Source organism: Paraburkholderia sp. BR10954, assembly GCF_040965775.1.
Taxonomy (GTDB): Bacteria; Pseudomonadota; Gammaproteobacteria; order Burkholderiales; family Burkholderiaceae; genus Paraburkholderia; species Paraburkholderia youngii.
In genome coordinates, this window is sequence record NZ_JBFRCK010000053.1 from 1 (window position 1) to 24,405 (window position 24,405).

At 56.1% G+C, this 24,405-nt stretch carries 22 protein-coding genes and 2 pseudogenes; 13 read left to right on the top strand and 11 right to left on the bottom strand.

Annotated elements, in window-relative coordinates:
* The 7 genes from AB4Y34_RS37415 to AB4Y34_RS37445 form a co-directional block, all read right to left on the bottom strand.
* Positions 1-614 (bottom strand): IS66 family transposase zinc-finger binding domain-containing protein (locus AB4Y34_RS37415; RefSeq protein ID WP_368718870.1); only part of this gene is annotated, 614 nt, incomplete at its 3' end.
* Between the two features lie 51 nt (positions 615-665).
* Positions 666-1,013: an IS66 family insertion sequence element accessory protein TnpB gene (tnpB, locus tag AB4Y34_RS37420; RefSeq protein WP_368718871.1), complete on the bottom strand. Its 348-nt coding sequence runs from the start codon at positions 1,011-1,013 to the stop codon at positions 666-668.
* Positions 1,010-1,405, bottom strand: coding sequence for a transposase (locus tag AB4Y34_RS37425; RefSeq protein ID WP_368718872.1), 396 nt, complete (start codon positions 1,403-1,405; stop codon positions 1,010-1,012). Before AB4Y34_RS37425 ends, tnpB begins: the two co-directional genes overlap by 4 nt.
* A gap of 278 nt (positions 1,406-1,683) precedes the next feature.
* On the bottom strand, positions 1,684-2,877 hold the full coding sequence (locus AB4Y34_RS37430; protein WP_368718873.1) for a methyltransferase domain-containing protein: 1,194 nt from the start codon (positions 2,875-2,877) through the stop codon (positions 1,684-1,686).
* A gap of 323 nt (positions 2,878-3,200) precedes the next feature.
* Positions 3,201-4,115 carry a methyltransferase domain-containing protein gene (locus tag AB4Y34_RS37435; protein WP_368718874.1) on the bottom strand — a complete coding sequence of 305 codons (915 nt, stop codon included), beginning with the start codon at positions 4,113-4,115 and terminating at the stop codon, positions 3,201-3,203.
* Between the two features lie 265 nt (positions 4,116-4,380).
* The gene (locus AB4Y34_RS37440) at positions 4,381-4,662 is read right to left on the bottom strand and encodes a hypothetical protein (RefSeq protein WP_368718875.1); all 282 of its coding nucleotides are present in this window, start codon (positions 4,660-4,662) and stop codon (positions 4,381-4,383) included.
* 62 nt (positions 4,663-4,724) lie between these two features.
* Complete coding sequence (locus tag AB4Y34_RS37445) at positions 4,725-4,982, bottom strand: hypothetical protein (RefSeq protein ID WP_368718889.1); 258 nt, start codon at positions 4,980-4,982, stop codon at positions 4,725-4,727.
* 245 nt (positions 4,983-5,227) lie between these two features.
* On the opposite strand from AB4Y34_RS37445, the gene AB4Y34_RS37450 reads away from it, so the two are divergent.
* The 6 genes and pseudogenes from AB4Y34_RS37450 (at position 5,228) to AB4Y34_RS37475 (ending at position 9,356) form a co-directional block, all read left to right on the top strand.
* Positions 5,228-5,554, top strand: a complete 327-nt coding sequence (locus AB4Y34_RS37450; RefSeq protein ID WP_368718876.1) for a hypothetical protein — start codon at positions 5,228-5,230, stop codon at positions 5,552-5,554.
* A gap of 190 nt (positions 5,555-5,744) precedes the next feature.
* Positions 5,745-6,512, top strand: coding sequence for a glucose-1-phosphate cytidylyltransferase (gene rfbF, locus AB4Y34_RS37455; protein WP_368718877.1), 768 nt, complete (start codon positions 5,745-5,747; stop codon positions 6,510-6,512).
* Complete coding sequence (gene rfbG / locus AB4Y34_RS37460; RefSeq protein WP_368718878.1) at positions 6,509-7,588, top strand: CDP-glucose 4,6-dehydratase; 1,080 nt, start codon at positions 6,509-6,511, stop codon at positions 7,586-7,588. Before rfbF ends, rfbG begins: the two co-directional genes overlap by 4 nt.
* Entirely contained in the window at positions 7,585-8,136 is a 552-nt protein-coding gene (gene rfbC / locus AB4Y34_RS37465) for a dTDP-4-dehydrorhamnose 3,5-epimerase (RefSeq protein ID WP_368718879.1), read from the top strand. Before rfbG ends, rfbC begins: the two co-directional genes overlap by 4 nt.
* Positions 8,133-8,312: pseudogene (locus AB4Y34_RS37470) on the top strand (SAM-dependent methyltransferase); the annotation flags it as partial. The gene rfbC and the pseudogene AB4Y34_RS37470, both read left to right, overlap by 4 nt.
* A 75-nt stretch (positions 8,313-8,387) precedes the next feature.
* Positions 8,388-9,356, top strand: a complete 969-nt coding sequence (locus tag AB4Y34_RS37475; protein ID WP_368718890.1) for a methyltransferase domain-containing protein — start codon at positions 8,388-8,390, stop codon at positions 9,354-9,356.
* Between the two features lie 74 nt (positions 9,357-9,430).
* Here the strand turns inward: AB4Y34_RS37475 and AB4Y34_RS37480 are convergent, their stop codons facing one another.
* Positions 9,431-10,276, bottom strand: a complete 846-nt coding sequence (locus AB4Y34_RS37480) for an NAD-dependent epimerase/dehydratase family protein (RefSeq protein ID WP_368718880.1) — start codon at positions 10,274-10,276, stop codon at positions 9,431-9,433.
* Between the two features lie 222 nt (positions 10,277-10,498).
* Between AB4Y34_RS37480 and AB4Y34_RS37485 the strand changes: the two genes are divergently transcribed.
* Both AB4Y34_RS37485 and AB4Y34_RS37490 read left to right on the top strand, forming a co-directional pair.
* Positions 10,499-11,071, top strand: a complete 573-nt coding sequence (locus tag AB4Y34_RS37485; protein WP_368718881.1) for a hypothetical protein — start codon at positions 10,499-10,501, stop codon at positions 11,069-11,071.
* A gap of 94 nt (positions 11,072-11,165) precedes the next feature.
* Entirely contained in the window at positions 11,166-15,797 is a 4,632-nt protein-coding gene (locus AB4Y34_RS37490; RefSeq protein WP_368718882.1) for a glycosyltransferase, read from the top strand.
* A gap of 35 nt (positions 15,798-15,832) precedes the next feature.
* Here the strand turns inward: AB4Y34_RS37490 and AB4Y34_RS37495 are convergent.
* Together AB4Y34_RS37495 and AB4Y34_RS37500 are read right to left on the bottom strand one after the other, a co-directional pair.
* Positions 15,833-16,246, bottom strand: a pseudogene (locus AB4Y34_RS37495) (hypothetical protein); the annotation flags it as partial.
* Between the two features lie 109 nt (positions 16,247-16,355).
* Positions 16,356-17,150: a sulfotransferase family 2 domain-containing protein gene (locus tag AB4Y34_RS37500; RefSeq protein ID WP_368718883.1), complete on the bottom strand. Its 795-nt coding sequence runs from the start codon at positions 17,148-17,150 to the stop codon at positions 16,356-16,358.
* A 422-nt stretch (positions 17,151-17,572) separates the two neighbouring features.
* Here AB4Y34_RS37500 and AB4Y34_RS37505 point away from each other — a divergent pair, with 422 nt between their 5' ends.
* The 4 genes from AB4Y34_RS37505 (at position 17,573) to AB4Y34_RS37520 (ending at position 23,186) form a co-directional block, all read left to right on the top strand.
* A complete protein-coding gene (locus tag AB4Y34_RS37505; protein WP_368718891.1) occupies positions 17,573-18,592 on the top strand; it encodes an IS110 family transposase in 1,020 nt (339 codons plus the stop codon).
* Positions 18,593-19,102: 510 nt separating this feature from the next.
* Positions 19,103-20,938, top strand: a complete 1,836-nt coding sequence (locus AB4Y34_RS37510) for a glycosyltransferase (protein ID WP_368718884.1) — start codon at positions 19,103-19,105, stop codon at positions 20,936-20,938.
* Positions 20,931-21,704 (top strand): glycosyltransferase, encoded by a 774-nt coding sequence (locus AB4Y34_RS37515; RefSeq protein ID WP_368718885.1) that lies wholly within the window; start codon positions 20,931-20,933, stop codon positions 21,702-21,704. Before AB4Y34_RS37510 ends, AB4Y34_RS37515 begins: the two co-directional genes overlap by 8 nt.
* Before the next feature lie 363 nt (positions 21,705-22,067).
* The gene (locus tag AB4Y34_RS37520; RefSeq protein ID WP_368718886.1) at positions 22,068-23,186 is read left to right on the top strand and encodes an acyltransferase family protein; all 1,119 of its coding nucleotides are present in this window, start codon (positions 22,068-22,070) and stop codon (positions 23,184-23,186) included.
* Positions 23,187-23,214: 28 nt separating this feature from the next.
* Here AB4Y34_RS37520 and AB4Y34_RS37525 read toward each other — a convergent pair whose 3' ends face one another.
* On the bottom strand, positions 23,215-23,862 hold the full coding sequence (locus AB4Y34_RS37525) for a hypothetical protein (protein ID WP_368718887.1): 648 nt from the start codon (positions 23,860-23,862) through the stop codon (positions 23,215-23,217).
* A 141-nt stretch (positions 23,863-24,003) separates the two neighbouring features.
* Here AB4Y34_RS37525 and AB4Y34_RS37530 point away from each other — a divergent pair.
* A partial coding sequence (locus AB4Y34_RS37530; RefSeq protein WP_368718888.1) for a transposase occupies positions 24,004-24,405 on the top strand: 402 nt, incomplete at its 3' end.

The following is a 24,405-nucleotide window of genomic DNA, read 5'->3' on the forward strand; positions in this document are numbered from 1 at the left end:
AACGTCCTGGAGCCCGAACTCGACCAGAACTGACAAGGAAAACTACAATCGACACCGCGCAACGCCCCAACCCCGCCGAATCGGTCACGTTCCCGAAATCGGCGGTCACGTTCGCCGAAATCCGCAACTCGCCAATGCCCCGGTACATAGTCGAGTTGCTCGGAAACGTCCTCGCCGAGGTCGCCAAGTGCGCCGCCACATTGCGGACAGCACGCGTCGTCGGGCTGATGAACAACGTCTTCGCGCGGCAGGTGTTCCGGAAGTGGCTTGCGTCCCGTCGGCTTGCCGGCTTCAGGGCGGGTCCGAGTCGGTGCGTCGACTGTCGCAGCGCCATCGTCAGCCTGTAGATCTTCGAGACGCAACTCCAGTTGCTCGATCTGGCGATCAATCTTCTCCGACTTGCGCCCGAACTGCATGCGCTGAAGCTTCGCAATCCACAGCTTCAGGTGATCGATCTCGAGCGCCCGGTCGGAGAGAGTCTTCCTAAGCGTCGTGACAGTGTCGCGCAGATCCGTGAGCTCGCCTTCGTGCACACGCAACGCCGCCTCACGCGCGAGCAAGAGAGCCTTCAAGGCCTCGATATCGTCCGGAAGGGTAGCGTCACTGGATGCCATGCAGGCAGTTTACGCGCGTGCATTGCGCTACGCGTGCGTTGTCACATACGTTTACAAAGCGCTGGAGGGGCGGCCTGCATCGACGGGCTGTCGCCAGTCGAATCCTTCGAGCAGAAGGCCTAGTTGAGCGCTGGTCAGCGAAACAACACCGCCATCAGCACGAGGCCACGCAAAGCGCCCACGCTCCAGACGTTTGGCGAACAGGCATAGGCCGCCGTCGCGCCAGTACAGGCATTTGATGAGGTCGCCACGTTTGCCCCGGAACACAAAGATGTGGCCAGAGAATGGATCCTTCGCCAGCACGGTCTGCACCTTCGCGGCCAGGCCGTCGAAGCCGCAGCGCATATCCGTAAATCCGGCGGCAACCCAGATGCGCGTGTTTGCGAGCGGACCAATCATCGGCTCAGGCACTGGATCACCACACGCAGCGTGTCGGGATCGACGCTCCCTTCAACGTGTACGTCGCCTCGTGGCAACTGGATACGTATCTTGCCGGGCGTCGGTGCAGCAGGCAGAGGTGCTGCCAGTTCGGCGACCCCGCCGTCGCTGGCCTCATTCACGGTGACTGGCAGCAACGCGCATTCGCGACCGTTCACGCCAAGTCGCCCATCGAGGTACTGCTTGCGCCAGTCGAACAGCTGATTCGCGTTCAATTCGTGACTGCGTGCAATTTCTGCCACCGAACGTCCACTGGATAACGCCTCTTCGACGATCTGGCGTTTCTCGTCCACGGTACGCCGGCGATACTTCCGGGCGACTTTGACTTCGGAGAATTCAGTCACTGTGTCCATGATTCCTTTGTGGACACAGTCACATTTGTGCCCCGGGAAAGCATGGCTTCGCCTTCATCAGCCGTCTATACGGTCAGGGTCGGACGGTTACGTAACCACCGAGTTGAACGAGTCTGATCACGTTGCGCACGAGTGCGCGGCCGGGCGTTCTGAGCCGTGTCGTGGAAGGCGCGTCCAGGCAGTTCAATTTCCGTGCGACGAACGTTACCAACTCCGGAACTAGCAACACGGTTGAAGGTGGATCTCAATAGGTTGGCGGCTTTTGCTTCATGCTTATTCTAGCCGCCCAAGCACATCAAAAAGCTCTTCCGTAGCTCACGACGGCTACAGTCGTCACTTACCTTCTCGAGAATTACGGTGAAGCTGGAATTACCGCGATCACTGCAATGTTTATCAGTCGGGTAAAACTGTCTGCAACGGAACGGGATGAAGCCCTCTTGGGTCAACTGGGCCATGAGAATCAGGAAACTGGGTGGCGTAAATACCCAGGCGTGGACGTCGAAGTATTTGCCATCCTTGGCGCCATAGACGTACTCCATGTGACTGTCGGTGGCTAGAGGAGGTTGTACAGAGCCATAGCCATCGACAATCTCCTCCGGCGTGACGGACAACTCACTGGCCCACTTCATGTTAATCAAGGATGCCTGTGAATGATGATCATATACACTTCGTACGTCAGGCACGATGGCATCATTGAGGTAGGCAGACACGACATCTGATGGCCGACTCTCATGACGCAGGAAGTCGAACGTCATGCGCCGATCGGGCAGAGAGAGGGCCAGCAATCCTCCTGTGTGCAATGTTTCTGCCGCCTCGCGTAACCAACGAACAGGATTAGGGACGTGCTCCATCACTTGCGATGCGACAAGGTAGTCCAATGGGCTATCTGCTCGCAGTGTGTCGGCAAGATTGTTGTTGACCATCGGCCTGTCGACTGGTGCGATGTTGGTCAGGGTTGGATATTTCTTCTGCAACCCCTCTGTATCCAGATGATCAACGTAAAGAATATCCGCCTCATCCTTCGAGAGAAGCGGGATATCCAAGGGGCCAATCTCTGCACCCCTACCATTGGAAATTGGCAGCAGGCCAGTGAGCTTCTGTTTGTATGACAGGCTAGAGGCCGGATCCGGATAAGGGCGCGCTGCCGGAACGCCTGGCTCCGGGGGGGTATGCCCATACGCCTCAAAGTAAGCCTGCCGATACTGTAATACTGAGGCATCGCGGCTGATATATTCTGCAATCCGAGCGATCTCAGCCGCGCGATCACTTCCTCGAGACTTTTCGACATCGATGACACTTCTCAAGCGATCTAGCTCTGCTATCGCAGCGTCTCTTTCGGCGATGGCTGCGTCCCTTTGGGACGCAACAAAGTCTCTCTGAAAAAACGGACGGCGCACCAGCGGAATCCGGTATAGCAAACCAGGCCGTAGTTTTGGTGATGCATTCGACATAATTCCGCTCTCCTCAGTCATTCTCTCGGGGCAATCAGATTGTTACCTTTGCCCTGAACTCTGAAATACGTTGGCGCGCATGGCGGCGATGAGCGGTGATTTGCTCTCAAACCACACGTATGCCGGCGCGAGATTGCTCGGTTGTCCGATGGTCAATTGAATTCCGGTCGTGTGGGGTCAGTTTCGCATCGGCGCTAACATCCAAGGTTGTCTTGTCCAATGCCGACTGGGCCATCATCGCAAAGAGCATCTGAGCGCTCATTGGGAGCGGGTCGCGTACTTCAGCGTATGTGCGATCCGACCGTGGTGGAAGAGTGTGGCTCGCGGACCCGTATCAGTTGCACTTATCTTGAGTTTGATACTGGCGATCGTAGGAGTCGCGTGCAAACGGCTCGCACAGCGGACTTGAGTCTCGCCGGCTCCTGAGTGAGACGACTAGCATACTTCGGCGGATGGGTAGCTTCAGATGCCATTCGCTGCCAGCTTGCGACACTCTTTTCAGTGTCGGCCTCAGGCCGTAGTGACACGAAAAATTCAATGGTGTTGACTTCAGTGTCAAAGAATCGATCGCATGCAAACTCGACCAGTCCGAGCGAGCACAGCTGTGCCATAAGGTTCGCAAATGAACGGGGCGTAAATACCCAGCAATGCGCATCATGGTACGTGCTATTCTCGGCTGCGTCCCGCGCCATCGCCATTGCCGGTTCGAAAGTGTTGGGACGCTTGACGTTACTTTCGTTTAGCTCGCCGCGCCATGCGGCTAAAGGATCAACTTGGGTCGCGTTCAGATAGTAGTCAAGGATTGCACGGGGCTTGGGCACGCGGGCCTTTGAGATGTACGAATCAAGAACGTCGCTGAGTTCGGTTTCTCGCCGCAGAAAATCGAACGTAAAGCGTTTGTCCGGAATAGCGAGCCGCACCTGTCCGTTGGACTTGAGCGCAGACCGAAGTTCGCGTAGCCACGTGATCAGGTCAGGGACATGCTCGATCACATGAGACGCGACGATGAAATCCACCGGTCGCTTCAATGTCTCCAATAGGGTTTGCTTACCCCATATGGCGTCCGTTTCGACGATCCTGTCGACCTCGACGGAAGGATTCCCCGCGTAGTGTTTTCTAAGGCTCGCCGCGTCGGCGTAGTCGACGTAAATAACGTCACATTCCTCTTTGGTGACCAGAGGATTGCATAGTGCACCGATTTCGGCCCCGATTGACGAAGACAGGTCTATGCCGGAGACCATCTTTTCTCTACGATTCAAAGGCATTCTCCTTTACAGGAATCAGCTTGCACCGGGAAACAATCTGTAAGGGTACACCTGATTTGCGCGCTGCGCCACGACGGAGTCCCTCTCGGCATTGCCGGCTTCTCTTGGCCGCCTTCAACTAACACCTCCCGCGCTTCTTCGCCCACTCATCCAGCGCCTGAACGATCTTCCGATGCCGTGTCGGCCGAGTGGTCTAAAGTGCGGTCGTTGATCAGCGGTCGGCTCTTGTCCGGGACGACGCTTTCCTCTGGCCGCGCTACTACTTCCCACTGAGTTCAAGGAGTTTGGCAAGCGTCAAACCGCAGCCGTCTTGACGATCAGAACATACCCGTGAGAGCCTCCGATTCACGAGCACGAGATCGAAGGCACCGGGATCGAAGCTCCAGCCAAAGCACCTGCGAAAATGGTCGTGCTCCTCATGCGTCGGATCGCTGATAGCTTCGAGGAAGTGGGCATCTCCGGGCGCTCCCCCAACGTCTTCCGGCGGACGCGCAATTTGCCCGTCCACGCACAACGGCCGGCTCATGTCTGGATCATGCACGAGAGCCTTCTCGACATCGATGCCATGCTGCCAGTTGTCGCCGCAGTCGTAGATGAATGAATTCAGCCCGCCCAGCGCCTTCGCCAGCGCGACCGTGCTTCATTGAGCATCGGCAGCTCGCTCTGGAAGTCCGAATCAGCCGGCTCACCATAGTTGTCTTCGCCGAAGGCGAACTCGTCCAGGTGCAGGCCTTCCTGATCACGCTGGTTCGAGGTGACCCACGCGAAGATATCGACCCCGCACAGATCCTCATGCGCGAGCGCGATAACCGCAACGGTTTGACCCGGACGCGAGGGCAAGGAGGGTGTGGCTTTCCGGATGCACCCTTCAAATGGAAACGCAAGGTCCTCGTCGAGGTAGCAATATCATCCCGCCGAACGCTCTTCTTCGTTATACGCATCGACGACCACTTCTATCTCGCGCGATGTTCACGCTCCGCGATGAGTTTAGTCCGGGTCAAGATGTTGCACGGCGATCGAGGGTGTTTTCGAGTTCAGACCAACGAGGGTGCCGACCCGCTCGCTCAGGTTGGCGACACGCGAATTTTCGAATCTCCGCGGGATAGGTGGCTGCCGAAGCGCTTGCGACGACGGAGAAGCTGTATCCGTACCAAGTCGCCGAGTGCGTGATTCGCGAGCATCTGGCGCGCATGGGGCGCGACCCGACGGTCGACCAGCAAAGGCATCTAGGTTATTACAGGGTGACGTGGTCTATCGCTTGGCCGGAACCTAAGGTTGCGATCATCATCCCCACCAAGGGTAAAGTCGACTTGCCATGTATGGTTGTCAACTCCATTCTTGGAAAGACCGCGTACCGTACTCATGCCGCGAACTTCTGGCCTGAAGCAGGGCAGCATGTCAAAGAGTTCAACCGGCAGACTTATCCGGCATAGTTTTCCGGAGTTAGTGACGATAACTCTAGGTTTGCAATCCGTATCGCTGCCATTTGAGAATAAATGCCTTCTGATGCTACGGTTTAGGATGACCTGCTCGCTACTTTCCAAGAGAATTGTGTTGCGCTAGACTAGGTCTGCAATGCTTTCCCGTTTACCAATCTGTCATACAGCTAAGGGTAACGAGTGCATGAAAGCTATCATTCTCGCAGGTGGGCTCGGAACTCGGATCAGTGAAGAGTCGCATTTGAAGCCAAAGCCGATGATCGAAATCGGTGGCAAGCCGATTCTCTGGCACATCATGAAAATCTACTCGCACTACGGAATCCAGGATTTCGTGATTTGTCTTGGATACAAGGGCTATGTAATCAAAGAGTATTTTGCGAATTACTTTCTGCATACTTCGGACGTAACGTTCGATATTGCGACGAACTCGATGGAGGTTCATCATCGTTATGCCGAGCCGTGGCGTGTAACATTGGTCGATACAGGGCTGGAAACATTGACCGGTGGTCGACTAAAGCGGGTACGCAATTACGTCAATGGGGAAGCATTTTGCTTTACCTATGGCGACGGCGTGGCAAATATCGACTTGCGGAGGTTGCTGTCATTTCATAGAGAGAGCCGCAAGATGGCGACCGTTACCGCCGTTCAGCCGCCAGGCCGTTACGGTGCGATTGAGATCGAAGGCGATACGGTCTCGAACTTTCAGGAAAAACCTGCCGGCGACAATGCCTGGATCAATGGCGGTTTCTTCGTTCTCGAGCCCAAAGTATTCGACTATATCGAAGGCGATCATATCAGTTGGGAAGCCGAACCACTTCAGCAGCTTGTTCACGACCGGCAACTTGGCGCGTACCATCATCGCGGCTTTTGGCAGCCAATGGATACGCTGCGCGACAAGAATTATCTTGAGGAACTCTGGCGTACGACACCGCCTTGGCGGGTGTGGTCGTGAACCTGTTCGATAGTGCGTATCGCGGCCGGCGGGTGCTGCTGACGGGACACACGGGATTCAAGGGGAGTTGGTTGGCGCTGTGGCTGTCCCGCCTTGGAGCAAACGTCACCGGTACCTCTCTGGCTCCGGCCACGACGCCTAGCCACTGGGATCTGCTGAAGACCAGCATCGAGGATCAACGCATCGACATCCGGGACGAGGAGGGGATGTCCCGCCTCGTGAAGGAAGTCCAGCCTGAATTTGTCTTTCACCTGGCAGCGCAATCGTTGGTTCGGCACTCGTATTCCGCCCCTGTCGAGACATGGGCGTCCAATGTTATGGGCACCTGTCACCTGCTCGAAGCTTGCAGGCAGACGCCGAGCGTACGTGCGATCATTGTCGTTACGACGGACAAGTGCTATGAAAATAGGGAGTGGATTTGGGGGTATCGAGAAAACGACCCACTCGGTGGACGCGATCCGTATAGCGCGTCAAAGGCTGGCACGGAGATGGTCGCAGCAAGCTACCGAGCCTCTTACTTCTCCGAGCCCGGAGCGCCGTTGCTTGCAACTGCACGTGCCGGGAATGTGATTGGCGGAGGTGACTGGTCACAAGGCCGGCTGCTTCCGGACCTGGTTAGGGCTATTGAAAGAGGCGCTTCACTCGAGATTCGTTCGCCCAATGCGACGCGCCCATGGCAGCACGTTCTGGAATCGTTGGCCGGCTATCTAACACTCGGGCAGCGGTTACTTGAGGGTGAGGGAAAATTCGCCGACGCGTGGAACTTCGGCCCCGATCCGCTCGGCAATTGCCGCGTGTCAGATGTGCTGACGAAGCTGAATCACTACTGGCCGCAGGCGAAGTGGCATTTGACCGACCAGCCTCAGCCACATGAAGCTGGCCTGCTTTCTCTTGACAGCACGAAGGCTGCGACTTTGCTCGACTGGCGTCCTGTGTGGCAACTCGATGACGCGCTGCGCCACACTGCGGACTGGTACCACGCATGGATTGCATCAAAGGATGTCATCAGCGACCGGCAGCTCGACCGTTACATCGAAGATGCTGCGCACGTTGGCGCTTCATGGTGCAACAAATGAATATTGCTTCGACACCTCTAAGCGGCGTGGTGATAGTCCAAACGAAGCAGATCGAGGATGAACGTGGCGTATTTCGACGCCTGTTCTGCGATAGAGAACTGCAAACGATCGTCGGTCAGCGAAAAGTAGTTCAAATCAACCAGTCGAGAACAAAGCATGTCGGTGCAGTTCGCGGCATGCATTTCCAGCGATCGCCTCATGCAGAAGTGAAGTTCATAAGATGCTTGCGAGGCCGTGTATGGGACGTGGCTGTGGATCTGCGTAAGGATTCGCCAACATTCCTGCGCTGGCATGCCGAGATTCTTTCGCCAGAAAATGCCCACATGTTGGTAATTCCTGAAGGGTGCGCGCATGGGTTCCAGGTTCTCGAGTCCGACAGCGAACTACTTTACCTGCACACCGCGCATTACGAACCTTCTGCCGAAGGTGGTGTACGTCACGACGACCCGCTTGTCGGGATCGAATGGCCGCTCGAAATCAGGCAGCTATCGCAACGAGATCAGTCATACCCGCTTCTAACGCCGAATTTCCACGGGATAACTGTATGAAGTGCCGTCACTGTAACGCGCATCTCCAACATGTATTTCTCGATCTATCTTTTGCGCCGCCCTCGAATGCATATCTCGCTGAAGCTGATCTTCGTGCTCCGGAGAAATATTTTCCACTGAAGCTTTTTGTCTGTGACCAGTGCTGGCTAGTTCAAACAGAGGACTACGTATGCGCAGACGAATTGTTCAGGTCAGACTATGCTTACTTTTCCTCGGTTTCTCAGAGTTGGCTTGAACATGCGAGGCAGTATGTGGAGTCGATCACTGCGCTGCTGAACCTTGGTCAGGACAGTTCTGTTATCGAAGTAGCATCAAATGACGGTTACCTTCTTCGAAACTTCGTAAAAGCCTCGATTCCTTGCCTTGGCATCGAGCCGACGGCGAGTACTGCTGATGCTGCCGAAAAACTTGGGATTCCCGTGCTGCGGAAATTCTTTGGTGAAGCGCTCGCGCGACAACTGGCGGCCGAGAATAGACAGGCGGATTTGATCATCGGTAATAACGTGTTCGCACACGTGCCTTCCATCAACGACTTTGCGGCCGGGCTAAAAGCGGCACTCAAGCCGAACGGAACGATTACCCTAGAATTTCCGCACTTGATGCGCCTCATCGAGCATACGCAGTTCGATACTGTCTATCACGAGCACTTCTCTTACCTCTCTCTGAATGCGGTCAGACGCATCTTTGAGCGCGCAGGGCTACGAGTGTGGCGCGTCGATGAATTGTCGACGCACGGCGGAAGTCTTCGCGTTTACGGATGCCACGCGAATGACCTGAGAGCCGAAGAGACATCTGTGAGAAAGGTCATTGGTGAGGAGGAACGGTTAGGGCTGACGCAGATAAATACGTATAGCGCCTTTCAGGCACGCGCGGACGAAGTCAAGAATGGATTGCTGCGTTTTCTGCTCGAACAGAGGCGACTGGGCAGGAAAGTCGCTGCCTACGGCGCTGCGGCAAAGGGCAACACGTTACTCAACTATGCGGGCGTCAAGCCTGATCTATTGCCGTACGTGTGCGACGCTGCTTCTTCGAAGCAAGGCAAATATCTTCCGGGGAGCCACATCCCCGTGCTCCATCCTGATGTGCTGAAAGATGACCGACCAGACATTGTACTTATCTTGCCGTGGAATATAGCGCACGAAGTTACGCGTCAGCTTGCGCAGATATCCGAATGGGGAGGGAAGTTCGCTGTGGCGGTCCCCTCCGTGCGGATACTGTAAGTGACGATGCCGACAAGTCGCTGAAGCTGACCACGTCGGTAACGAAACATAACGCGCGCTAGAATTCGATCGGCCTAACCGGCTAAATTAATGATTTTCTGAAACTTGCGAGCATCGCCCCAGAAGGCCATGGGCTCGTGGCTTGGGTAAGGGTAGTAGCCGAAATTCAGTTCTATTCGCGCACTCCTGCTTTCTATTCGTTGCTCGACCAGCTTGCGTACTGAGATAGGGATACCGCTGCACACGTTCGTTATGCCGTCGCATTCAGCATGCTCGACAACCCGGGCTAGTCCACTAGCTACTTGCTCCACATGCATATAGTCGCGTAACTGTTCCCCACCGGACATATTAAAGACAGGATCGCCATTGTCTATCGCGTGGTCAAGTTGCGCGAGCAGACTTGTGGAGGTTTGACCCGGGCCGTACATATAAAAGAGCCGAGCCCATTGCAGTACGAATGATTGTCTCTCGCGCAAGCACTCAAGAAATTTGCGTAAAGTATCTTTGGCAAGAGAATAGGCATTTGCCGGACGCGCCTCCAGATTCTCGGTCAGACAACCATCGCGCATCCCGTACTCGAAACATGTGCCGGTGATCAGGATCTGTGGCACACCCGCTTCGATGCACGCCTTGAGAAAGCGATACGAGGCCGGCAGATTTTCTTCGAAGTGAAAAAGCTCCTTGTAATTGGGCAAGCCGGGCCAAGCCAAATGGATCAGCGCGTCGTGCATTCCGACTTCGGCGGCCGCGTTGGCGGAAGAATTAAGCTCGAATTGAATTGTACGAATGCCGGGCCAACTCAAGGCGTTCACCTTTGCCGGATCACGCGCGAGCACGCTGATTTCGTGGCCCCGTTGCACGAGTTCAGCTACCAGGTGGCGGCCAATAAAGCCCGTGGCGCCTGTCAATGCGATTTTCATTGAGTGGTGCTCCTCACAAATTGAAATCGATGTAGGACCCCATGCACTCGATCTCTTGCGTTCTTCTTCGTCCAGCGTTGCCGATGGTCTCATTCTCTTCATCATACCGCGCTCGAGCATCGCCATTCTGGCTGAAGTGGCAGTGGTTCACCTTGCGCGAGGCCCAGAGACCGGTTACGATCAATCAGCCTCGCAGAGCTTCCACTTATTGAAAGCGAAACGGTGTTCAAACATCTTGCGCCACCTCTCCCATTGGATAGCGAAAATAGTGATGCGTCGCGCATTGCGGTTTTTTACCTGATGCGCGTGGACGAGGGCCACCTGGAGATGGTGCACCGCTTCGTTGGCGCCTATCGGAAGTTGCCTCCCGGGGTGGCGCATCGGCTGGTCATCATCTTCAAGGGTTTCGCCTCGGACGAGGCGATGAACGTGGCCAGGGAGGTGTTCGCAGGCCTGCCCTTCGAAGAAGCACATACGTCTGATGATGCCTTCGACCTCGGCGCCTATCGGGACGCGGTGAGTCGTGTGGATTGCGGCCGGGTCGTTTTTTTAAATGCGAGTAGCGAACCGCTTTCGTCAAACTGGCTCGCGAAGCTCAATGCGGCGCTGAGCTTGCCTGGGATCGGCATCGCCGGCGCGACTGGTTCGTTCGAGGGGGGTGTCGGCGGATGCGAGTTCCCCAACGTGCATGTGCGCACCAACGCTTTTCATGATGTCTGCGCCCCTGCCCGGGAAATCCAGGGGGATTTGAGAATCGTCAGCAAGCGGGGCGCGCATGACCTGGCCCGAACGTAAGGCATCCTATGACGCTACCTGGGGAAGCGCCAGAACGCCCGGCCGGCCGTTCTGGGATTCCCGGGACTGAAACCTTTCATGATTGAGGCCCTTCATGAGCGAGAGCAACCCCGTCGCGGAGTCCGAACTTTACGACGAAGAATATTACAAGCGTGGTTGCGGACCGATCCCATATGATCGGTCGGTCGCGCACTGGGGCGAATTCTTCGGCAAGATCGCGGACGAACTGATCCGGACTTTCCGCGTGCGTCGCGTGTTCGATGCGGGATGCGCCAAGGGGTTTCTCGTCGAGGCGCTGTGGGAAAGGGGGGTGAGCGCCTTTGGTCGGGACGTCTCGCGCTATGCGATTTCCGAAGTCCGTGCAGATGTCCGGAAGTTCTGCTCGGTTGGCAGTCTGACCGAGGCGATTCAGGACTCCTACGACCTCATCACCTGTATCGAGGTGCTCGAGCACATGCCCGAGGACGAGGCGCTCCTCGCAATCGCGAATATGACGGCCGCCGCGGACATCGTCGTCTTTTCCTCTTCGCCTTCCGATTTCGACGAGCCTACGCATGTCAATGTCCGGCCGACGATTTACTGGATGCGCGCTTTCGCGAAGCACTGCTTCGTTCCCCTGATCGAGACGACGCTGTTCTCGATCACGCCCTATGCGCTTGCATTTCAACGGCGAGACGAGGCGCCGACCGATGACTACCTCTTCGCCTGCGCGGAGGTGGTCCGGTTTCGCATTAAACAGGGCGAAGAGGCAACACGGATCCATGAGCTGTCTGTCGCTCTGAACGAGCGGGCGGCGGAAGTCACCCGCCAGCGGGAGACTGCTGAGCGTGAGCTCGCGAATTTGAGGGCGCAAAGCGAGCGCGCCGAACAGGAAGCCGCCCGGGACAGGGAGGCTGCTGAGCGTGAGCTGGCGAATTTGAGGGCGCAAAGCGAGCGCCTCGAACAGGACCAGGCCGCCACGGAAGCCACGCTTGCGTGCGTAACGGCCGAACGGGATGCCGTGACCTCCAGCATCACCGCTGTTTCGGAACGCGCAGCCCGACTCCAGGCATTCGTCGCGGGACAGATCGACGTCAACGCGCATTATCTCGGTCTAGTGAATCTGATTCAATATTCGAGGAGTTGGCGCGCGTACCGGAAGATTCTGCGCATTCTGAACCGCTTTCACCTTGCTCGAGCTTCTGAACAGCTGATCGGCAATCTTTTGGGGCTCGCCAAAGCCGGACGTCTGCTGGGTTTCGACCGGGAATTCTACCTTGAGCAATATCCGGAAATTGCCCGCGCAGGCGTCGATCCGTTGCAGCACTATCTCGTCCAAGGAAGGGCAGAGGGCCGGGTTCCTTCCCGAGTGTTTCTGGAGGATGTTCATGGACGAACGCAACATCGACCGCAGCCCATCGAAGGGACGTGCTCTCCGCTCTTCGATGCGGCACGCCAGAACCTTCCTGATAATTTCGATCGCAATTTCTATCTCAAGACCTACCCCGACGTTTTGCAAGCAGGGGTCGATCCTCTCGAACACTATCTGAGGTACGGCCGCGGGGAAGGTCGGCTTCCGAATGAAACCGCGAAAGGATTGGACCATCTTTTTGTCCTCCACGATTTCTGTGATCCGACCAATTTCGAGCCAGGTGAGCGCACTTTCGACCAGCAGTTCCTCGTCACTGTTTTGACGCCGACGTACAACACTGCTCCGCGTTATTTGTATGAACTGTTTCAGACGCTCCTGAACCAGAAGTATGGCAACTGGGAGTGGATTATCGTCGATGATGGTTCTTCCGATCCTACGACGATCGCGACTCTTTCGGTTTTGGCGTCTCGCGATGAGCGCGTCCGGGTTCACAAGGCGGCGGTGAATTCCGGCATCTCTGCGGCGTCAAACAAGGCGCTTTCGCTTTCGTCAGGTACGCACATTGCGCTCGTCGACCACGACGACCTGATCGCGCGGGATGCATTTCTGTCACTGTATGAGGCTTGGAAGTGCGCCCCCTCGACGGATCTCTTCTACACGGACGAATGCAAACTGCTTCCCGACGGGTCGCTCGACTGGTTTTGGACAAAGCCCGACTGGTCGCCCGCCTATCTCGAAAATACGATGTGCATAGGGCATTTGTCAGCCTATCGGGCCGATTTTCTGAGGGATCTCGGAGGATTTCGATCCGACTACGATGGAACGCAGGATTTTGACCTTGCCCTCAGAGCTTCCCTGAGAAAACCCTCTGTCGTGCATCTGCCGTGTTTCGCGTATTTGTGGCGGGTCATACCGGGATCCGCCGCGCTCGATCTTGAACAAAAGCCCTACGCCATAGAGAGGCAGGGCAAAGCCGTGTTGGACTACGCAAGGCACAAGCATCGCGACGCGCGCGTGATTCGGGGGTGGGGCGCTGGATATTGGCGGATCATTTATCCGCTTCCAAAGCCGACTCCGCTTTTGTCCTTTGTTATTCCCACCGGCGGCGGTTCGCGCATGGTGAGAGGGCGACGCGTCGACCTGATCGTCAATTGCATAGCCAGTTTTGTGCGCACCGGATTTTATCCGAACGCGGAGTATGTCGTTGTCCATAATGGAAATTTGACAAAAAAGCAGCTTGAAGCTTTAAAAGAATTCGAAAATATACGACTTGTTCACTACGATAAAGAGGCATTTAATTTTTCGGAAAAGCTAAACATCGGTGTGAGCGCCGCAGCGGGCGAGTATATTTGTCCGTTGAACGATGATGTGGAAGCGATAACCGCCGGGGGGGGTGAACAACTTGTCGGTTACTTAAGCGCGAATCCCAATGTTGGCTGTATCGGACCGAAATGCCTCCGCGAAGACGATACGATCCAGCAAAATGGAGTAGTTCTACTGGACAACATTGGTCCTGCTCATTCGGGTGACGGGATGGGCAGGGACTTTGGGGGGCACCATGAGATGCTGCGTTGCCGGCGAGAAGTTTTTTGCATCGGCGGGGCCATCATGTTCCTGCGGAAGGAACTCTATGAGACCTTGGGCGGCTTCGACGAAAAACTGCCCCTCAATTATAACGATGTCGATTTCGGCGTTCGGCTGCGCGAGCGCGGTTATAGCTGTGTCGTGGACCCAAGCATTGAAGTCTATCATTTCGAGGGTGCGACCAAGATCGGGACCAACGCGGTCGAACAGGAGCGGTTCTTTCTCAAACATCCCGGTGTGCGTGACCCCTACTTCAGCAGGTGGTTCGACCCCGGTAACCCCAACTTCAGGCAGAAACTGCGTTCGGAAACGCACAAACTTGCGTTCGGCGCTTGGCTCGATCGCCATATTGCGGCCCGTGCTGCGAACTACAGCACCCGTGGTCTACATAAATTGTCGGTGTGCGTATCGGTATACGACCAGCCTAAGCGACTACTCGAAGAGATGTATAAGTCGGTCGTCATGCAGACCTATGCCAACTGGGAACTTGTCATTGTCGACAACGGCTCATCGAATGCGGAAACGCTTCGGTGGTTGGAGTATGTGCGTGCCGAGGCAATTGCGACGGTCTTTCGGATTGACTCTAATGCCGGAATTAGTGGCGCAAACAGAAAGCTGCTGGACACGCTAACCGGTGACTACCTGGTCGCGCTCGATGCCGACGACTTCCTGAGCGTCGACGCGCTTCAGATCCTGGCGTCAGCAATCGAGGCCAATCCGCACAAGAAACTGTTCTATACTGACGAATACAAATCAGATATGCATTCGACCCGGTTTAGTCCGTTCTTCAAACCGGATTTTGACCCGATTTTGCTGATGAATTGTTGCTATCCCGCGCATTTGATGGCGATGGAGGCAACTTTCCTACGGCAGGTTGGTGCCTATTCGGACGACGAGGCTACATGGTGTCATGACTACGACACTTTGACGCGCGCGCTTGCCATCGGGGAAGAGCCTGTTCATGTTCGAGAGCTAACCTACGCGTGGCGCATTAATCCGGGCTCGACTGCCTCGGCTGAGACGAGCGCCAAGCCGGGTACAACCCGCGCGCAGAAATTCGTGCTGGAGCGCATGCTCGCGAATCGCGCTCTTGACGGAAGTGTGATGGTCACGCCGAACACCATCGAATCCAGTAGCGGAATGTGGCGCCTCAAGGCCCTTCATGCGGTCCCGAACGTTGAAGTTTTCGGCACGGACGCGGTGTGGGGACCCGGCGGGGCTGGCGTGGATGGCCTGGTCGCGGCAGCGAACGGTCGTGGCCTCGAGTGGGTAGCCGTCGTGAATCAGCCGAATGACCCGGATGCGTTGATGGAATTGTCCGCGATCGCCCTTTTCGATCCCAGAATTCTGGCGGTCAGCGGTCTTTTGCTAGGCAATGATGGGACTATCCGCTGGTCGGGGGGCGTGTTTTTGCCGGACGGGCGGGTTCTCGACCCTTACTACAAACTGGCCTTGGCCGCTGGGGGGGACCACGCACGGCTCTGGTGCCAACGCTGCGTCGATTTTGCGGCTCCGGCTAATGTGTTAATCCGGGCCTCGGTATTGAGAGAGATTGGCGAGAACCGGTCTTGCGCGAGCGCGGAGGAGCTTATGTTGGAAATCGGCCGGCTGGCCCATGAAAACGAAAAGCTCGTAGCCGTGACTCCGCATCTGGTGGGGCAATCCGATGTAGCCTTGCCGATAGACCGGGCCAGACGGGTGAAGTCATGGCCCCGTGTGACGGGGGGGAGCCGCTGGTACGACGGCAGGCTTGAGTATGATCGCCCTTACAAGATGCCAGGCCTGGCGTGAGCGCGTGGTCTTCTGCTGGTAGGGCCGAGTTTGTCCTATCGCAGGCATGAAACCATCGGCTTCGGCCTGTTGGCTTTAGAAGCGCTAACAGAATGAGTGTGTCGCCAGCAGGTGATGCGAGCGACAACTTTCATGAACGCCTCGTGTCCGACTGTGAGGCGTTCGAACCGGATGCGCAGGCGCCTGAAGTTGTGTAGCCGCGCGAAGGTGCGCTCGACGACCCACTGGGTCTTGCCGCGACCACTGCCGTTCGGTTCACCGCGACGGGCGATCTGCGTAGCAATGCCGGCAGCGTGCAGTCGCTTGCGATATTGATCGTGGTCGAAACCGCGGTCGGACTACAGGTCGAGGGGCGTCGACAGCGGCCGCCCTTGCTTGCGACGAACGGGCGGGATGGCTTCAATCAGTGGCGGCCGTTGGATGACGTCGTTGCGGTTGGCGCCCGTGATTGGGCGGACCCTACAGAACCCTGTCTATCCTCAGATGGCAGCTAGCGAGCGTTGCATTGACGTCGCTGCGCCAGTCAATGTGATGATCCGCGTCGAGCTGGCCCAGTTCCTATCCCCTCTTGACCAACCTTTTAACGCGAGAAACGATTTTGCCACACGCACTCTTCGTGTCTTGATTTCGGTGCGACTGCACATGGTCATACAGCCGCTGGTCAGCCTCGACATACCGTTCAAGCGTCCTGCGCATTGCGATATCTCGCAAATCCACGGGTGGGCGCCGGAATTCGTTGACATTTAGCCTGTAAATCTTCTCGGGAAAGGGAATGTTCAGTAGATCAAAAACGGCTTGCATGTCTTCCGACATACTCTCGCAAAGGCCGAGAAAATGCAGATTTCCCAATCGTGAGATCGCTAGCTGCGCCAAAGCGCGAGAGCTCATGGGCTGCACCATTCCGCGCTTGAAGGAGACTAATTCTGCCTGAAGGTTTCGAACCCGTAGGTCCGAAGTATCGGATAACTCGCGCAGATACCGGTCGACTTCCGTTGCGCTGCCAAAATCCACGTCTTTCAGCGCCAGGACGGCCTGCTGGACGGAAGTCGGGAGAAGGCGGAATTCATCGGCATTCCTGGGATCGTTATAACGATCGATCCAGGACAAGTGAGAGACGATCTGCTTCAACGGGTTCCGAAGAAACGTGAATTTAAAAAAATCACCGGCAATGTCACCAAGGTAGACGTGCCCTGAGACAAATTGCTTGTCCTCGAATTGCTTGTCCGTAATGAAATTGCTGAACGCAAGACAATGGTCTTCACCTAGCGCGCGCTGAAAAGCGTCGACGATTGCGGTCCCGCCGGTCTTTGGGATGTGCATGAAGGCAATCTTCGCCGATTGGGTCGCTGTCATTGTAAGTCTCGGATTATCTGGGGATCGACGAGGTATGCTTGTCTCGCGAAGTAAGCGGCTCGTGCCGGCCGTTATAGACGGTGGCTGAAGGAGACATCAAAGTGATGCCCATCATTTTCGATCTGACGGGCACCACTTTGACACAGTCTGCAGAGAAGAAGCCGGGTTTGGGCGATGACAAATGGAATGAACGCCCCCACCCACCGAGCGGGACGCGTCGAAGGAGGCGGACCCTCACGGGCCGACGGCATCAGGGTGCCAAGATGGAAGATCATTGATGGTCTTCACAGGCAAACCGGAGGAATGGAATGAGCGCCTCCCACCCGTGAGCGGTTGGAGTTGAAGCCAGAAAGGTGGATCCTCACCGAGTGCCCACAAAGGAAGATCATAGAGATTTTCCAAATCCAGTCCGGAGGACCCTCATGCAGCTTACGTCCGTTGGAATCGACATTGCAAAGAACGTCATGCAGATGCACTACGTGGATGGGGAGACCGGCGAGGTTGTGAACAAGCCGATCAAACGTGCGCAGTTCCTCGAGTATTTCGCGAATCGTGCGCCGTGCCTGACCGGGATGGAGGCTTGCAGCGGTGCGCATCACTGGGCACGGCAACTCACCAAGATGGGCCATCGGGTAAAGCTGATGCCGGCGGAGTTCGTGAAAGCGTTCAACATTCGCAATAAGAACGATGCGGCAGACGCGCGGGCGATCTGGCTAGCGGTGCAGCAACCGAGCAAGCCTGTCGCGGTAAAGACAGAGATGCAGCAGGCGATGCTGGCGCTACACCGGACGCGCGAACGACTGGTGGCGTTCCGCACGATGCAGATCAACGGCCTGCGCGGATTGCTGACCGAATACGGCGAAGTCATGGGCAAGGGACGGGCTGCGATAACGAAGGCGATTCCGGAAGTACTTGCACGGGTCGCGGATCGATTGCCCGCGGTCCTCATCGATACCTTGCGCGAGCAGTGGAACCGTGTAGCGGAGCTGGACGAACAAATTGCCCGTATCGAGCGGCGGATGCGGGAATGGAAGAAAGACGATCGCGCGGTGACGGTGATCAGCGAGATTCCGGGCGTGGGATTGCTGACAGCGACGGCAGCCGTCGCAATGATGGGCGACGTGAAGGCATTTAGATCCGGTCGCGAATTCGCCGCGTGGGTCGGGTTGGTACCGAAGCAAACCGGGTCGGGCGGCAAGGTAAACCTGCACGGGATCAGTAAGCTCGGCGATACGTATCTGCGCACGCTGTTGATTCACGGTGCGCGCAGCGTGTTGACCAATGCAAAGGAGCCCGGCCCGTGGGTCGAGCAACTGAAGAAGCGGCGCCCGTGGAACGTGGTGATCGTCGCGTTGGCGAACAAGATGGCGCGAACGATCTGGGCAGTACTGGCTCACGATCGACCGTACCAGAAAGGATACGTGAGCGCGAAACCGGCATGACCGGTTAGCACCCACAGAAAGGGAACGTTTAACACAGGGTGAACGCTGAAGGTTGCGCAGGCAACGTATGTGATGACACGACAGGTCGGACCGAGACTTGCTAAACCTGGATTTGGGGCAGAGCTTCGAGCTCGCCGGAGGAATGAGGCGCAAGTCAGCGGATTTCATAGTTCGCTGGCCTGTGGGCCCAGTGATGGCCGGCGAATGCTATCACAAGTCCCGAATTGCTACTCGTTCTTACCGACGCAGGCGCAAGAACATCGGCAATTTGTTCGGCGCCCGGTTGAATTTGACGGCGATCTGCTATGATCACGAACTCTGAAAGGTTTGGTAAGAATCGCCGTGGAGACCCAATGCGCCGTGTTGCAGCCTAACGAAAACCAATATAAGTCCTTGTTTTCAAAAGTAAGATTCGCTGTAAACAATCCCCGCGCTACGGCTCGAATCGTCAGGCGCAAGCTCCGGCCGCGCACTGCGACGACAATTTCGACCGCCGTGGTTGGGAATCAGATGACGATGACGGCTGCAGAACAGTCATTTGTCGCCTTTGTGCGTGGAAGAATCGACCGAGAGGGGTATTGGCAAAAATATCCCGACGTTCGCGCGGCCGGCCTCGACCCAGTTCAGCACTGGATTGACCACGGCGTGTTCGAAGGTCGTTGGTTTGCGCCCCGGATGTCCGCCATCGTTGGAGAGGCCGCCGATCAACTTCTCACGCGACCTTGGAAAAGTTTCGAATGGCTTGGGACGAGCGTGGCGATCGTATCGACGCGACTTTCCGACCTGACCGCCGCGACAGACATTGAATTCATCAAGTACGTCGAGGACCATTTCGATGGTGCTGCGTACTTAGACCGCTACCCGGACGTCAAAGCGTCGCATAATGATCCGTTGGAGCATTGGCTGCAATATGGGCTATACGAAGGGCGATTCTTCGCGCCCGGAGTGATGGCAAGGCTCGACGCCAAAGCGGCACAGGTTGTCGGCGACCAATGGCGCAAGTTCAAGTGGCTCGGGAGAGACGTTGCTTTTCGCATACGTCAATTCCGCGAGAGCCATTTGAGGCAAATTGAAGAGCAGGCCCGACATGACGGAGCGATCTTCGCGCCCGGACATTTAGCAATTCCCTTTCTTCCTGAATTCGGTGGTCTTGATCTGCTGGCTCGGGATGGCATAGATGTGCCCTCGGTCTTTCGCTCTATAGAGCGGCATCCCGAGATGATCGTGGTTACACCCTTTTTGTGCGCTGGCGGCGCCGAAAAATACGCCGCGGACCTGGTTCAAGGATTCGCGGACAATACTGGCGGACGGGCGCTCGTTATCGTTACCGACCAAGGCGAACGAGACGCGAAGGGCTGGCACGAAATGAGCATCCTTGAGCCGTTCGCTCGCCATCAAGTTTTGTTCTGGAGGGACGTGTGCGCTGGCTACCATAGTCACATGGTCCTTGGGCGGTTCATCAACGCTCTGAGACCAGCATTTTTGCTGGTCAATAACAGTCGCGTTGGTCTTGACGCAGTGGCAATGTACGGGCGTGGCATATCACAGAACACCTCAATTTTTTGCACGTTTTTTAGTCCCGGCGTGAAGGGTCTTGGCGTGCCGCATGGAGTTCGGTTTCCAATTCGCACGCTCCCATTCTCAAGGGCGCTGACCGACAACCTGCCTATGGCCGAGTTGTTGTCGCGCCAATGGGCAGGTCTGTCGCCGCACGGCGTAACCGTGCTTCCGCCACACGTCGGCACGGCCAGCGAAGCGCTATTTCAAGAAAGAGTTGAAAAGCGACGCGAGCGCATCCGAGAGGGTGGCCGATCAAGAAGATGGGTCTGGATTTCGCGGATAGAAGCATTCAAGGGAACGAAGGTGCTCGCAGAGCTGGCGAAGAACGCTACTGCCGACGAATTTCATATGTACGGGCCGATGCAAGAACAGCTGGGCCAATTAGGCTTGGACTTGCCCAACGTTTCCTACAGAGGGTTGCTATCGAACGTTCTGGCATCAGACTTTCGGGAATACGACGGGTTTGTCTTTACAAGCCTGTTTGAGGGAATGCCCAACGTTGTGCTGGAGATGAGTCAACACGCGATACCCATGGTCTTGGCAAACGTCGGCGGCTTGGCGTCCACGCTAAGCGATGAAGCCGCTTTGTTCGTCGATCATCACGAAGATGCGACAATCACTGCGCGCCGATTTGCTGATGCTATGTGCAAGCTGAGCGAAATGGCGGAGTTAGATACAGTCGCGATGGTGACGCAAGCGTATCGGCAAGTACGAGCAGCGCATGGCTCCGAAGCCTATGCGCAGAACACGAAGAAATTGTTCAACTCGGAGACAGCCTGTGTTTGACGTTACAGCGACGATTGTCTTTCACCATGAATATGCCTATGCCATACCGGCCTTGGCAAGCATGCGGGATCTCGTTGAAAGTGCTCGACAGACGGGTCTCAAAGTCGAGGCGAGAGCCATTCTCGACAGACCAGACGACCGTACCTTGCGCCTCGTACGGGAGCGCGGCGCATGGCTGGACGGGTGCGAGAGCGTCGATTTCGGCGATTTAGGACTTACCCGAAACGCGGGTGTTCGGCTCGCCAAGGGTGATTATCTAGCTTTTCTAGACGGCGACGATTTATGGGGTGCCGATTGGATCAAGCTGGCGCACCGGGCGGCCGTAGTGAGTGCAGATCCGAACGGAACTATCTGGCATCCCGAGATGCTTTACTACTTCCACGAGTCGGACTTTGACAGTCATTCGATGACATCCATTCCTCATCCCGCCGCGCGCTCTTTTCACTTTTTTCATGGATCGAGTGAAGAAGCTCCGTTTGATGATAGGTTGTTATTCATTAACAACGTGTGGTCGGCGAACGTTTTCGCGCATCGTTCGGTGTATGAAAGGTATCCGTACGAGGCTGTCAACAAGCAGACGGGCTTCGGCGTGGAAGATTGGTCTTGGAATTTGCAGACGATCTCCCAAGGCCTGCGCCACCTCGTGGTGAGCGACACCGTTCATTTGATACGTGTCAAGCAACAAGGATCACTTGGGCAACAAAATATGGCTGAGGGCTTGCTCCCTCATTTAAGGGACGACGTCAGACCGTCTCTGGGCATTTGAGCCGGCCGCCTGCGACCAGCCCCGAGAGTGCCCGGGCCAATCCAGGTATAAATAGGGAAACGCGGAACTCTTCGTCAAATTGACCTAAGAAAAATAAAATTAGCGACCACGACGGTCACGATTTCGTCGAGCAAAGGACAACTTCGGTCGAGGCAGAATGATCGAATCGTGCGTTGCCACCCGCGGGACGGGCGCAGCCCGCACCCGGGCATTCCTCCCTTCGCGCTTAGCATTGGGAGAAACTGTTTTAGCAACGAAAGTCGAGCTGCCTTGCAATGATGCATCAACGGCCGATGCCGCAACGCAGCGTCAAACAGCCCTCGCGATCTATGCTAGTCCCTACAGTGGAATTCAGTTCACGCAATGATTTTTAATCGCTCTATGCCCGCTAATCAGCATATTGGCTCCCTTGACGGGTTACGGACATTGGCTGTCGCATGCGTCGTGCTTACGCATTATGCGGGGGGTGATTCTGTCTTTAGACGCATGGGAATTGATTGGGCCGTAACGGGCGTGCACATCTTCTTTGCATTGAGCGGATTTCTTATCACCAAACTTCTGGTCGAAAAGTACTTTGTTGCTCAATCGTTCTGGCGGGGGATCACGGCATTCTGGATCGCACGCGTCTTCCGCATCCTGCCGCTCGCATACATAGCGCTCAGCGTAGTTGCTCTGTGCTCGGTATCCCCGCTTCCCCGTGAGTTCTACCTATACAACCTGACGTTCACATCGAACATCTTCACAGCAAAAACAGGTGACTGGCTTCCGCATACTGGGCACTTCTGGTCCCTCGCTGTCGAAATGCAGTTCTACGTTCTTTACCCGGTGTTGGTTTGGCTATTTCGTCCGCGGCTGCTTCTTTCACTCTCCGTGCTGATAGCTGCCCTGTTCATCCTCCAGCATTTTCCCATCGCACCTGCTACTTACGTCGCTCCAATGTTTCTTCTGCCGGCGCGCGCGGACGCATTTCTTTGGGGGGCCTTGGTCTTCGCCATCAGCAACCTGCGTTCATTTGCTGGAATCGTTCGATCGGGGATGATCGTTGCCGCAGTTTGCTACTACGGACAAACGCTCGGGGCGCACTTCTTGGGGTGGCCGGTCCTTTTGCCAGAAATGAGCATCGGTAATATTGTATTCGCGAGTCTAGTCGGCTTGGCGCTGCTTCCGGGTACTCTTACGCAGCGCATCTTGTCGAACAAAGTCTTGGTGCATTTCGGGACGATTAGCTATGGGATTTACGTTTGGCACCCCATTATGTGGCTGATGCGTAGTTGGATAAACGATGTCGCGCATGGGATCCTCTATATCGATCACGTTCCCATCGTTTTGGTTTTGGTTGCTATGACAATCGGTTTTTCGGAAATAAGCTGGTTGCTATTCGAGAAACGAGTAAACGGGTTCGGTCAGAAGTTGGCGAAGCGGGCCCTGGCGACAGATGAGCGCTTGACGCCAAGTTATGCGGAGGTGAAAGTAAAGTTCTAGCGCGCAGTGGTGCAACCGAGCGACATTGCTACGGCTGCTGCTCTCCATCCTCCAATTCGATGATGGCGCCGAGCTCGCGGCCGAGCGCATGCAACTGCTCGACGTTGGTGACCGGGCCGCGCATGAGTTGCAGATTGGTCATGCCATACATCAGGACATCAAAACCCATTTCGCGCTTGTCCTCGTCCGACAGGTACTTGTGGAACTGACGGCCGGTAGCCACGCCGAACATGCGGGCCATCTGGGCGTTCGTAAAGGACAGTTGCACTTTGAGGAGCCGAAGCCCTTGCGTCGGAGGTGCCTTGTATTGCATCAACGGGCGATCCAAGAGGGCGCGCGTAGCGCCATTGGCCGCGAAGCCGTGGTGTTCGATACGCCAATACGCCAAAGCTTCTTTTGAAAACGTCATACCGCAGAACTTGAATAGCCGACGGTAGCCGGATATAGGCGATTGTGCCAACAAGTCGTAACTTACCGTGACTGACGACAGTCCCGAATTGAGGAGATAGTCACGAAAGGCTTGGTTCTCTGATACCCATCTTGTCATCGTTTCATCGACATCGCACGACGCGCGACGCTTGGACGATTCATAGTAACCGCGTGGATCCTTGACGACCAAAATGACACGCGCCTCCCAGCCCGCTTGCTTGTCGAAGACCTTGATCCAGTCAATCACCTTGCAGGTGTCGACAATTACACGCTTGCCAGTTCGATGCAATGCTCAAGAACAGCGCTTTTAAGGTAAGCGCCCGGTCATCCCATCTTGAGTCACCGTGAAAGTCTTGGGAGCATCGTGTTCACTTAAATAGGTGGACACGTGAACACTATTGAAGAAGCAGCGGCGCCTGGCCGTCGACGACGCCGGCGCTACAGCGTCGAGTTCAAGGCTCAGGTAGTAGCAGCTTGCCAAAGGCCCGGGGTATCGCTCGCGGCCATCGCATTGCACCACAAGCTGAACGCGAATCTGCTTCGACGTTGGGTCGAGCAGGCCGAAACGAACGATTGTGTGCTGGTGGCGCGTAGCGACATGGCAGCGCCACTGGTAGCGACGCCAGCACCGGAATTTGTACCGTTGCCTCTTGAGACGCGAAATGCGGATTTCGGCGAACGTGACCGCCGATTTCGGGAACGTGACCGATTCGGCGGGGTTGGGGCGTTGCGCGGTGTCGATTGTAGTTTTCCTTGTCAGTTCTGGTCGAGTTCGGGCTCCAGGACGTTG